The sequence below is a fragment of the Aliivibrio sp. 1S175 genome (genome assembly GCF_001690985.1).
Classification (GTDB): domain Bacteria; phylum Pseudomonadota; class Gammaproteobacteria; order Enterobacterales; family Vibrionaceae; genus Aliivibrio.
In genome coordinates this window covers 136,886-148,585 of sequence record NZ_MAJS01000035.1, presented here as the reverse complement: position 1 = coordinate 148,585, position 11,700 = coordinate 136,886, and the positions used below count along the sequence as shown (strand labels likewise).

The 11,700-nt window shown below is 38.2% G+C and carries 7 protein-coding genes; 6 read left to right on the top strand and 1 reads right to left on the bottom strand.

The features are described 5' to 3' along the window. Window positions 1-2 precede the first annotated feature (2 nt). Window positions 3-2,738: a GH92 family glycosyl hydrolase gene (locus tag A6E06_RS12120; protein ID WP_065593469.1), complete on the top strand. Its 2,736-nt coding sequence runs from the start codon at window positions 3-5 to the stop codon at window positions 2,736-2,738. Window positions 2,739-2,796: 58 nt separating this feature from the next. Beyond that, on the top strand, window positions 2,797-5,640 hold the full coding sequence (locus tag A6E06_RS12115; RefSeq protein WP_065593470.1) for a GH92 family glycosyl hydrolase: 2,844 nt from the start codon (window positions 2,797-2,799) through the stop codon (window positions 5,638-5,640). Between the two features lie 191 nt (window positions 5,641-5,831). Here A6E06_RS12115 and A6E06_RS12110 read toward each other — a convergent pair whose 3' ends face one another. Then, the gene (locus A6E06_RS12110; RefSeq protein ID WP_065593471.1) at window positions 5,832-6,398 is read right to left on the bottom strand and encodes an HdeD family acid-resistance protein; all 567 of its coding nucleotides are present in this window, start codon (window positions 6,396-6,398) and stop codon (window positions 5,832-5,834) included. Between the two features lie 316 nt (window positions 6,399-6,714). On the opposite strand from A6E06_RS12110, the gene A6E06_RS12105 reads away from it, so the two are divergent. The 4 genes from A6E06_RS12105 to A6E06_RS12090 all read left to right on the top strand — a co-directional run bounded on the left by A6E06_RS12105 (window position 6,715) and on the right by A6E06_RS12090 (window position 11,654). Next, the gene (locus A6E06_RS12105) at window positions 6,715-7,971 is read left to right on the top strand and encodes a mechanosensitive ion channel family protein (protein WP_065593472.1); all 1,257 of its coding nucleotides are present in this window, start codon (window positions 6,715-6,717) and stop codon (window positions 7,969-7,971) included. 210 nt (window positions 7,972-8,181) lie between these two features. After that, window positions 8,182-10,218, top strand: a complete 2,037-nt coding sequence (locus A6E06_RS12100; protein ID WP_369688354.1) for an EAL domain-containing protein — start codon at window positions 8,182-8,184, stop codon at window positions 10,216-10,218. A gap of 175 nt (window positions 10,219-10,393) precedes the next feature. After that, the gene (locus tag A6E06_RS12095) at window positions 10,394-11,002 is read left to right on the top strand and encodes a sigma-70 family RNA polymerase sigma factor (RefSeq protein WP_065593473.1); all 609 of its coding nucleotides are present in this window, start codon (window positions 10,394-10,396) and stop codon (window positions 11,000-11,002) included. After that, window positions 10,995-11,654, top strand: coding sequence for a ChrR family anti-sigma-E factor (locus tag A6E06_RS12090; RefSeq protein ID WP_065593474.1), 660 nt, complete (start codon window positions 10,995-10,997; stop codon window positions 11,652-11,654). Before A6E06_RS12095 ends, A6E06_RS12090 begins: the two co-directional genes overlap by 8 nt. The last annotated feature ends 46 nt before the right edge of the window (window positions 11,655-11,700 follow it).

The window sequence follows — 11,700 nt, the reverse complement described above, 5'->3', positions numbered from 1 at the left end:
AAATGAAATTTAAACGGAATTTATTATCAATTGCCGTACTTATTGGTATGGTCGGTTTAACTGGCTGTAATGAAGAACAAATAAATCCAAATACATCAATACCACCAACGTCGGTTAGTCCGACTGACAACGTCTTGAAATATGTAGATACATTGATTGGTACAAAAGGGCTTGGTAATGTGAATCCATCTCCTGTGATGCCAGAGGGAATGATTCAACCTTCACCAGATAATTATGATCCAAACGGATGGAATGGGAAAGGCTCACCGTCTGAATACGACCCTTCTAATAAATACCTTTCCGGTTTTACCATGACACACATTTCAGGTGCAGGAAAAGGGGACTTGAACGATTTCGCATTTTTACCGTATTCAGAATTCAATACCGACGCACCAACAATGAACAAAGAAACCGAAACCGCCGAAGTGGGTTACTACTCGATTGAATTGGTTGAAACGGGTGTGAAAGCTGAGTTAACCGCAACGGATCGTGTTGCGTTTCAACGTTTTACCTTTAATAAGGGCGGAGATCGTAAAGTTCGTATCGACTTACAGCATGAGTTATTAGAACAATACGGAAACCATTCACGCAGTATTTATTATAAACGAATTAATGATACAACAGTGGCAGGGGCTCGTACCTCAAATGAATGGGGACAATGGCAAACCGTGTTCTTTGTGGCTGAATTTTCAGAACCTATTATGGAAGAAAATTTATACGCAAAACTGGCATCAGAAAGTAAATTAACGCCTGTTGATGCAACTGAAATAGGCCTTGCTGATTATCGTGGCTATGCTGAACACCAAGTCATGCCAAACGAGCCAGAACCGGATGCCACGCGTTTAGCCCGTCGTGCAAACGATGTGATGACACACCTTAACTTCGGTTCAGGCAGTGCACCAATCACGGTTAAAGTGGCAATTTCTGGAACGAGTGTGGAAGGCGCAATTAAGAACTTAGACGCTGATGAAAATGACTTTAATTTTGATTCGGTTGTGACGAAAAACCGTCAAGCATGGTTAGATGTCCTGGGCGATTTTGAACTAGAAGGTGCTAAAATTGCGGATAAAACCATGTTCTTTACCTCACTGTATCGTACTTTTGTTGCTCCTTTTGTGTATCAAGATGTTGATGGCAAATATCGCGGAATGGATGGTAAAGTACACCAAGCAGACGATGGTTTTACAAACCTATCTGTCTATTCTATGTGGGATACTTTCCGTGCGTCACATCCACTTAAAACGATCATCGATAAAGATCGCTCAATTGATTATGCCCGTGATTTAATCAATAAATTTAAAACCGGTGGAGTGCTTCCTAAGTGGGAACTTCATTCTGATTATACGGGAGAAATGGTGGGCTACCCTGCGGTGTCGGTCATTGCCGATATCATGGTTAAGCACCCAGAAGCCTTTACTCAGGCTGAATTTGAATTGGCGTTGAACGCGGCTGATGTCTCTGCGAATTTTGATGAATCGATTACTAATAGTTGGGTTCCTTACAAAGATGCATGGAGTGGAGATAAGCGATTTACAGTAATGACTCGCCATGGCGAATACGCAGAAACACTAGGGTACGTGCCAGCTAACGTTAAATGGAATCCAGGCGAAACGAATAAACCAAGTTATGTAGAAGGCCTAAAAGTAGACAAATATGATGAGTTAGTGAATGAGTCGGTCGCGTATGGTTTAGAAAATGCGTACTACGATTGGACGATTGCACAAATAGCACGATTAGCGGGTAATGACGAAATGTTTGATCGTTATATGAAGCGCTCTGAAACGTTCAAAAATTATTTTGATTATAACCCTAATTATTACGGAAAAATGCAGGGTAAAGATAAACAAAGCCTAGGCGTAACAGGGTTTATGCGTCCACTGTATCAAGTATCTGGTTCTGTTGACCCCGTGTTTGCAAATAACATGAGTAGCCAATGTTTGGATGAGAACCTGACGTTATCTATTCCTGAGGGTAAAGATTACGACTGGTGTAAAGATCGTAAAAATTTAATTCAGGGTGATAGCTTTTGGCCTTATCGTGCAGAACATCGAGGTGAAGATTTTACGGAGGGTAATCCGTGGCAGTGGACATGGTTCGCCCCACAAAACTTAAATGGTTTGGCGAACATCATGGCGGGTGAAGTGATAGATCGTACGGATTACACCTTACCTGAGCAAATAACAGCTCAAGGAAAGGCAGCATTCTTAGCAAACTTAAATGCTTTGTTTAATGCCGATTCAAACGCGGACACAACTCAGTCTCATGATATGTCAGGTTTCATTGGGCAGTTTGTTATGGGGAATGAACCGGACCATCACGTTCCTTATCTTTATAACTGGACATCAGAGCCGTGGAAAACTCAAGAATACGTGAATCAAGCTATGAACGAATTTTATCATCCAACTCAAGAAGGTTTGATAGGAAATGAAGACGTCGGACAAATGTCCGCTTGGTACATCATGTCGGCATTAGGTTTCTATCAAGTTACTCCAGGCGATCCAACGTATACGATTGGACGACCAATTTTCGATAAAGCGATCATTCCTGTTGGGGATGGTGGGGCGTTTACCATCACGTCAACGAACAACTCTGAAGAAAATATTTATGTTAAGAGCGCAACGATTAACGGTAACGAACTTGGTGAAAACCTGTCGTTCAATCATAGCGATCTTAAGGATGGCGGTGTTCTTCACTTTGTAATGACGAATGATAAATCTCAAGCTTTGAAATCTAATTAATTTGAACACTAAAAATGAGGGGGAGCTTTCCCCTTTTTACTAACAATAAAGGCATAAAATGAAATTTAAACGGAATTTATTATCAATTGCTGTAGTAATGGGTCTAGTTGGCTTAACTGGCTGTAATGAAGAAACAACGAACAATAATTACGATGTGAATACAGAAGTTGCACCACCGACAATTAATCCTGACGATGAGAAACCAGTGTGTCCACCCTCTGACGAAGAATGTAATGATAAACCAAGTCCAGAGAAACCGGTAATTGACATGGGCGTTCATGTTCCGGTTGATTTTTCTGATATGGACATTACTCGCCATGTTAATCCATTTATTGGAACGGGAAACTTAGGGAATAACTACCCAGGAGCAACAACGCCTCATGGTATGGTTCAGCTTTCTCCAAATAATGGTTCAAATGGGTGGGAGTATATTTCGGGTTATTATTACCACGATGCACGTACTTCAGGTTTTTCACATACTCATCTTTCTGGCGCCGGAGCGGGCGATTTGAATGATATTCTAGTGATGCCAATTAATACCCGTTCTGATTATATGCTAAATGAAGGCTCTCCAACTTTAAATCTTGAAGCGTCTCGTTTCCAACATAAAGATGAGCAAGCGACCGCGGGTTATTACAAAGTTGATCTTATTGATTATGACATTACCGCTGAGTTAACGGCATCAGATCGTGTAGGGGTACACCGTTATACCTTCCCTCGAGATGATCGTTCGGAAATCATTGTTAACACAGGCTTTAAAATTAACTGGGATTACACGTCAGATTCTTATCTTAAATGGGATAAAGAAAATAACCGTTTAGAAGGGCACCGTTTCTCTGATGGTTGGGCTGCAAACCAAAAAGAATTCTTTGTTATGGAATTCGATCAGCCAATTAAAAATATTCGTTTTGCTTACTACGATAAATCAACCAAGCAATACATTGATGCGCCTGCAGATATGACAGAAATTGGTAATGAAACTCTTGGTAAATATCAATATGCCCGAGCATATGTCGAATTTGATACAGCAAAAGAAGGGCTAACAGTCGAAGCGAAACTTGCCCTATCAAACGTTGAAATTGGCAAAGACGGCAAGAAAGGGGCTTCTTTAAACATGACAGAAGTTGCGGGCATGAACTTTGACCAAGTTCGTCAAGCCGCAACGAAAACATGGGAAGATGAATTAGGTAAAATCCGTGTTGAAGGTGATGAAGAATATAAGCAAACCTTCTACACCGCATTGTATCGTTCTTACTCTGGCCAAACGATGTTATCAGATTTAGATGGTCGTTACCGTCAAACACATCAAGGTCGTAATGCTTACCCTGATGGAAATACGCCGTGGGGCGAAACAATAGATACCCTGAAAGAATCGATTCGCACTGCTGATGCGAACAAAGATGGTAAAGCCGATTATATTCGTTACGATACGTTCTCACTTTGGGATACATATCGTGCCGTTCAACCGTTAGCCTCTATTACAGAGCCTGCTCGTATCGCGGACATGGTGCTGTCTATGCTGTCTTATGCAGAAGAAGAATGGACCAATGATAAAGGTGAAACTAAGCGTGGTCGCTTACCTGAGTGGACATTTAAGGGCAATGAAACGGGCATGATGATGGGAATGCACTCCACGCCAATTATTTATGATGCTTTGTCTAAAGGGTATTTAGACACTCGAATGATCGATTTAGGATTTACTGGTGCTGAGCGTCAAGATATAAAAGAACGTTTAGTGAAGGCAATGATCACCGATGCGCGAGCAATATCGAGCCAAGGTGTCGCGTGGATTGGCGAGTATGAAAAACAAGGTTATGTTCCTGCACAATTGCATGATACACCACCAGATTCATATGGTTCTCATTCACCATTTAAAGATGCATGGACAGCCTCATACTCTTTAGAGTACTCAATGAATGACTGGAACATTGCAAAATCCATTGCACTTGTCTTGGGTGAAGATTCTCCAGATTACAAAGAGTTTGCTGATCGATCGAATAACTGGCAAGCACAGTTTGACTTTGGGGGCTCTAAATATCAAGGATGGTTTAAAGCCCGTGATTATGACGGTAAATTCATTGATTCAAATTGGACCGATCCAATAACAGGCAAAGCGATTGGTAAAGATTGGCGACCTGATATGTTCAACTGGGCGTTCTCTGAATCTAATGGATGGCAGTATTCATTCAGTGTTCAACATGACATTAATGGCCTTGTTGATCTTATGACTGAATTTGAACAATCGACGCTTGAGGCGGGTGAAATTGCCGACCGTGGTGGGTTGTTTGCAGCTCGTTTGGATGAGTATTTTAGTACTTACCCTGATCGTAATGCGGGCGATAACCAATTTCCTGTCTTTAACACCGGTAATGTAGGGCAGCATGTGCAAGGTAATGAACCCGATATTCATGTTCCTTACCTTTACAATTACGTAGCTCAACCATGGAAAACACAAGCGGCAGTGACCGCGGCAACAAATATTTGTTATGACAATACCGCTGATGGCATTTGTGGTAATGATGACTTTGGGACGTTATCTTCTTGGTTTGTGTTCCGTGCGTTAGGTTTCTTCCCTGTGAACTCTTCTTCGGGTATTTATGAAATAGGTACACCGATGTTTGAAACGGCATCTATCGCGGTAGAGAACGGGCAGACGTTTACGGTAACCGCTAAGAATGTAAGCCGTGAAAATATCTTTATTCAATCGGCTTCGTTAAATGGTCGAGATTTCAATAGAACGTACTTAACGCATAAAGAAATTATGCAGGGTGGTGATATTGAGTTTTTGATGAGTGATAAACCAAATCAACGTTGGGGTGCAAACATTCACTCGGATACGCCACCTGATTTAGGCATCGGTGAATTTAAACACGCGGGTGAACTTCCAGTAGGTTCTCGTTAATGTAGTCAAACGATTTGTTTGATTCAATATAAAGCCTCTTAATGTTCCTAAGAGGCTTTTTTGTCTAATCAAATCGATGTGTTTATAACCAGAGAGCGGGTTACTGAGAGTCATTTAAACAACAAAGCCCACCATACTTATTCTCAGAAAGAAGCATCGTGGGCTAGGTATATTATTGGGTGCGTGTTGCTCTAGTTAGTATTGTTAAGCAGTTTTTTCATATTGAAACCAAGGAAGATAAAGCTGATCCCTTCGATTAATAATGAAACACCAACAAATGTACCTAGTAGTGATAATGAAAACTCAGGATTATTTAAAAGGAAGAAGAAATATCCACCAATAACAACAGAGAGCAAACCACTTAGAACCACCATATTGCTACCAGGAAGGTTTTTGTTTGTGAACCCAAAAATCATACGGGATAGACCATTAAAGATCATTACCACGACCATGATGGTTGTGATTGTCATCAAACCTTCTAACGGTTTAAAAAGAATAGATAAACCACCAATAATATAAAGCAGGGCACTAACAACGTACCATAGCTTTTCTTTCCACGAATGAATTCGGAACGTATGGTAAGCCTGAACCAAACCAGTAATGAGCAATACGACCCCAATAATCGTTGAAATCGTCATTCCAGCCATTACCGGTAGGCTTGTTGCGCCTAATCCTGCTACTGCTGCAATGACACCAACAGTAATAAAGTATTTCCAACTTTTTGAAATTAATGCCTGACTTGGCGTTTGAGTTTCCATTTTAACCTCTGAGTTAAATGTAAGGGACCTAGGTAGTGTAGTGTATAAAATGCTGATTAACTGATAAGCAAACTAAGTTTCCATATTTTGTGATTTCGCTCACGTTTTATTCTTATCGTTCAAGAAAGGGGCTTGTTGGTAATAATTACGTCTATTTTAATGGCGCTCTTTTGGTTTGTGAGAGCTACACTTTAAATAGCGCTTGTAGCAAACAATTCAAGAGCTTATGATTATTATCATTTCAAAGCGGTATGCGCATACGGTATTCTTCATTATCTTTATGGTATAAGAGTAATAAAATAATAAGGACAGTAACTTGCTAGATCATCATGTTCGTAACTATATTTCAGGCAAATTAAGCACCCTTGGTATAAATAGTGACCCCTATGGTTTAGAGCTTACGGGCGTGTTTGTTCTTTCTGTCATTGGCGTTTCAATTATTGGCTACTTGATTACTCGTCATATCATTGTGAGAACAATTAAAAATATTCTGCACCGTGCTGATGAACCGCTAGCTGAGGGGTTTTCAAGTTACAAAGTGTTTGAAAAACTAACGCTTCTTGTACCTATTATTATTTTAGACGTATTGCTTCCTCTTGCTCTTGGTCATTACACATTACTTTCTACGATAGCAGACAAGCTTTTGAGTATTTCGATTCTTATTGTCTTTTTATCTATGTTGTTTGCTTTGCTTGATGCCCTTAATGATATGGCTATTGCCAAGGGCATTACGCGCCGTATGCCGATTAAAAGCTTTGTTCAACTTATTAAATTGTTTGCATTTTTTGTTGGCATCGTCGTATCAATGTCTGTTCTTGCTAACGAATCGGTGGTTATTTTCCTTAGTGGCTTAGGAGTTGCGACGGGTTTTGTTATGCTGGTATTTAAAGACACTATTTTAGGGTTTGTTGCGGGCATACAACTTTCAGCTAATCGGATGATTAGTCTAAATGATTGGATCGAAATGGACTCCTACAAGGCTAATGGCACGGTTGAAGAAATTTCATTAACTACGGTTAAGGTTAGAAATTTTGATAATACAATAAGCATGCTACCGGCTTACGCACTTGTTCAAAATGCGTTTGTGAACTGGCAAGGAATGTCAGATTCTGGTGGCCGACGTATTAAGCGCGCGGTTAATATTGATGTTAATTCGATCCGTTTTATGACAGATGAAGAGATTGAATCACTGAAAGACATTCGAATTCTTAGAGAGTATCTATTTGAAAAAACAAAAGAGATAAAAGCATTTAATGAAGAGTTAGAGGATATTCCTCATCTGGGCAATACCCGTCAAATGACTAACATGGGGATATTTCGCGCCTATTTAGCCGCTTATTTACGTACGCATAAAGACATTCACCCATACATGATGTTTATGGTTCGCCAACTGGAACCTACGGCTGAGGGTCTGCCATTACAAATCTATGCGTTTACGAATAATACTGACTGGGTCTTCTATGAAGGGGTACAGGCAGATATATTTGATCATATTTACTCGATCATGCCATTGTTTGATTTACGTCCTTATCAAGCATTAAGCGGGCATGATGTATTGAAATATAGCAAATAGAACGCTCGACACGGTAGGGATAACAATCTGACTTATAACGCATTTATATACTTTGATTCAGTCAATATTATGGTTTTGAAAATGAGATGCAGTTAATATATTTGTAATCGTTTTGATGATAGAGTTAATTTTAAATACAAATAAAGTGTTACTTCTTAATTTATAGTATATCATGCATTAAGTTTGATTGGTTAACTGCAGGGAGTCGCAGTGTTTACTTACTTAATGAAGAATTTGCCTGCGAATAAATATCTTGCGGGTATAAGTAACGTATTTATTATGTTGCTTCCTGTCTCTTTAATTTCATCGTTTTCTTTATTGGCCTCAAATGGAGCTACATTATTTGAATGGAATTACATTAGTGATGAATTGAAAACAATTAGTGTGCTTATCGCACAGTTATTCCCTGTTTTACTTGTTGTTTTTTTCGCTCAATACCTTGCTTCCCTTTATAAACAGCCAGTCATTGCTGTTATTACTTCCTCTGTTTTATTGTATTTTATTATTTGTTTACAATGGGAACTGCTGCATAAAGGCAGTATTATTCCTATTAACTTTCCATTTGCTATCATTATCCCTATTGTTGTTAGTTTTATTTATCAATACCTTAAGTTATGGTCAGTATTTAAAGATTCACATTTACCTAATGTAGTAGAACGCTCTATCAATCTGGTTTTTTCAGTTTCTATTGTTAGTTCCATTTGTCTTTTTATTAGTTATTGTTTGGAATATCTCATTTTAGAGGTATTACATTTACAGTTAACAATGCCTAAATTAAATCCAGAATCGTTGGTTGATGGTGTAATTTATGAATTCATAAGAGGAATACTGTGGTCTATCGGCATAAATGGACACATCATATTAGCGTCTTATAAAATAGAATTATTTAGAATAACATCAGAAAGTCTTGCTCTGATTGAATTAGGGATGGGAACCATGCCTATTTTAACCAGTAATTTCTATGATTTTTATACAGGCATGGGCGGTTCAGGTAATACGTTAAGTTTGGTGATTTGTGTTTTGCTGTTCGCTAAAAATAAGGGGTATAGAACCTTAGCAAAGGCCGCATTATTATTAAGTATTTTTAATATTAATGAACCTATCCTGTATGGATTGCCAATCATGTTTAACCCAATCATGATAATCCCATTTTTATTAGCCCCCATTGCAGGGCTAATTATTGCGTATTTTGCTACATTATGGGAAATTGTCCCCCCAATTATGGGAGTGATTAGCTGGATGACTCCTCCTATTATTGGGGGGTATTTAGGAACCAATGGTGCTATTTCAGGGTCTATTCTTCAAATTTTGATTTTATTGATAGGTATTGCTATTTATTACCCATTTTTCATGAGAATGGATAAATTAAGCATGGGAAGAACCGCTTTAGATTCATTAACCGAGCGATTTTTTTCATCAGAGAAAATAGATACAACAAAAGCGATTGGCAGTTACATTCCTCATCTTTCGATAAATATGGCGGCTCAGAAAACAATTGAGCACTTACATAAAACAGGTGATTTTATTCTTTATTATCAACCTCAATATGATATTGAAAAACAAAAGGTAATTTCTTTAGAGGTGCTAATTCGACATCGTTCTTACTCTGGTTTTATCTCGCCACCAAGCTTTATTGAATCGTTTTCAGAATTAGGTTTATTGCCGGAATTAGACTTTTGGGTACTTGAAAAAGCCATAGTTACTGCCAGTCTTTATGCTGATGATCCTGAGTTTAAAATATCCGTAAACATATCGCCAGAAACAGTATTGGTTCCCACTTTCTTATCAACATTAACTCAGTTAGTAAATTCAAATGCACTCAATTTTACGCAGCTCGAATTGGAAATCACAGAAGAACTCTTAATTAAAGATGAAAAAGAAACAAAGAAAACACTCAATAAATTAAGATCATTAGGAATAACCATAGCACTGGACGATTTTGGTTCTGGGTATTCTTCTATTGCGTATTTATCTCGTTTTGACTTTGATAAAGTAAAAATCGATCGTTCTTTATTACTTAACATAGAGACAGAGCGAGGGAAAAAATTATTTAGACTTGCCGTTGAACTTGGTCAAATTACGGGGGCTAATATTGTAGTTGAAGGGGCAGAAAGTAAAAGTGAGGTCGATTTTATACAATCTTTAGGTATTTCCTGTATTCAAGGTTTTTTCTTTTATAAACCAATGCCATTGGAAGAAATTATTAAGCTGGGTTTAGTAAAAAGTATTGACGATAGAGTGACGTAAATAGATTTCTATTCGTTGCCCCCCCTAGAGTTACCGAAGTCAATTTTATTTCTAATAGTGTGATAAATATACTTAAGCTGATAATGTTAAAAATAAATGTAATGTTATAGTGCTAGTTGTGATCCAATTTTTTTGCATCGTCGTATAACAAGGTATCGAAACTTTGGAGATGATTATGCAAACTCACTATGTAGAGGTTAGCAATCAGGTGAACCCAATACAATCTCAATCAGAAAAAGATGACAAAGCACGTCTTGATTCTTTGTTACAAGACGTTGCTTTATCTCAGGATAAGCGGGCTTTCTCCGAGCTATTTTCTTGGTTTTCTCCTAAAATTCGAGCGTATGGACTAAAAAAATTTAATGATCCAACGTTAGCGATGGATCTCGTGCAAGAAACAATGACACTTGTATGGCGAAAAGCCGCATTATTTAATTCAGAGAAAGGCAACGCATCCGGTTGGATATTTACGGTAATGCGAAATCACAGCTTTGATATGTTGCGAAAAATGCAATCAAATAAAGAGGATACAGTCAGTGATGAATTGTGGCCATTATTTGATAAGCAAACAGAAACTGTTGAACTAGATTGGTTAGAAATTAAAAAACTGAAAAATGCGGTTAATGTGTTACCTCATAATCAACGAGTTGTAGTTGAAGGGATTTATGAACAAGGTCTTACACAACAAGAACTCTCACATCAATTGAGTGAACCCATAGGAACGATTAAGTCGCGATTACGTTTAGCATTAACTAAATTAAGACAGGAGTATGAGCATGAATAAAATTACCCACCATCCTAGTGATGCATTATTGTATTCTCATATTGACGGTGATTTACCTGAATCTCTGTCTGTTGCAATGACTTTGCATTGTGATATGTGTGAACATTGCAAACAGAAAGCACAACGGTTAACGAATCAATTTGCAGATAAAGCATGGGAAGATTCTAATGTTAATGAGGCAGAGGCGGTCGATTTCACTCAAATGCTAGATGATATTTTAAATAGTGACGTTGATGTTAGTTATTTAAAAACGCCTTCAGTTGAGCATATCTTTATCGATTCTTTTCATTATGAACTACCTCATGTACTAACCCGTTATGCAGATATGAAATGGAATCAATTAGGGGCAGTCAGTCGAGCTAGTTTAATCGAAGAAGGAGCAACTCGCTCTAATCTATTACGCATAAATGCTGGTGGCGTTATCCCTAGTCATACGCACAAAGGTTTCGAGTTAACTCTTTTATTAGATGGTAGTTTTGAAGATGAATCAGGGCATTATCATGCAGGTGACTTTATTTGGTTAGATGCCACGAATGCACATAGCCCAAAAACCGATGATGGTTGTTTGTGTTATACCGTTCAAAACGCACCATTACATTTTACTCAAGGATTAAGTAAATTATTTAACCCTATTGGTCGATTATTGTATTAGTGTTAATTGTACTCTGTCTAATTTCTGCCTATATTTAATATAGTTA

Bases quoted from the DNA above. Each gene is read 5' to 3' on its own strand.
- A6E06_RS12120 (WP_065593469.1), top strand. From the start codon at position 3: ATGAAATTTAAACGGAATTTATTATCAATTGCCGTACTTATTGGTATG.
- A6E06_RS12115 (WP_065593470.1), top strand. From the start codon at position 2,797: ATGAAATTTAAACGGAATTTATTATCAATTGCTGTAGTAATGGGTCTA.
- A6E06_RS12110 (WP_065593471.1), bottom strand. From the start codon at position 6,398: ATGGAAACTCAAACGCCAAGTCAGGCATTAATTTCAAAAAGTTGGAAA.
- A6E06_RS12095 (WP_065593473.1), top strand. From the start codon at position 10,394: ATGCAAACTCACTATGTAGAGGTTAGCAATCAGGTGAACCCAATACAA.
- A6E06_RS12090 (WP_065593474.1), top strand. From the start codon at position 10,995: ATGAATAAAATTACCCACCATCCTAGTGATGCATTATTGTATTCTCAT.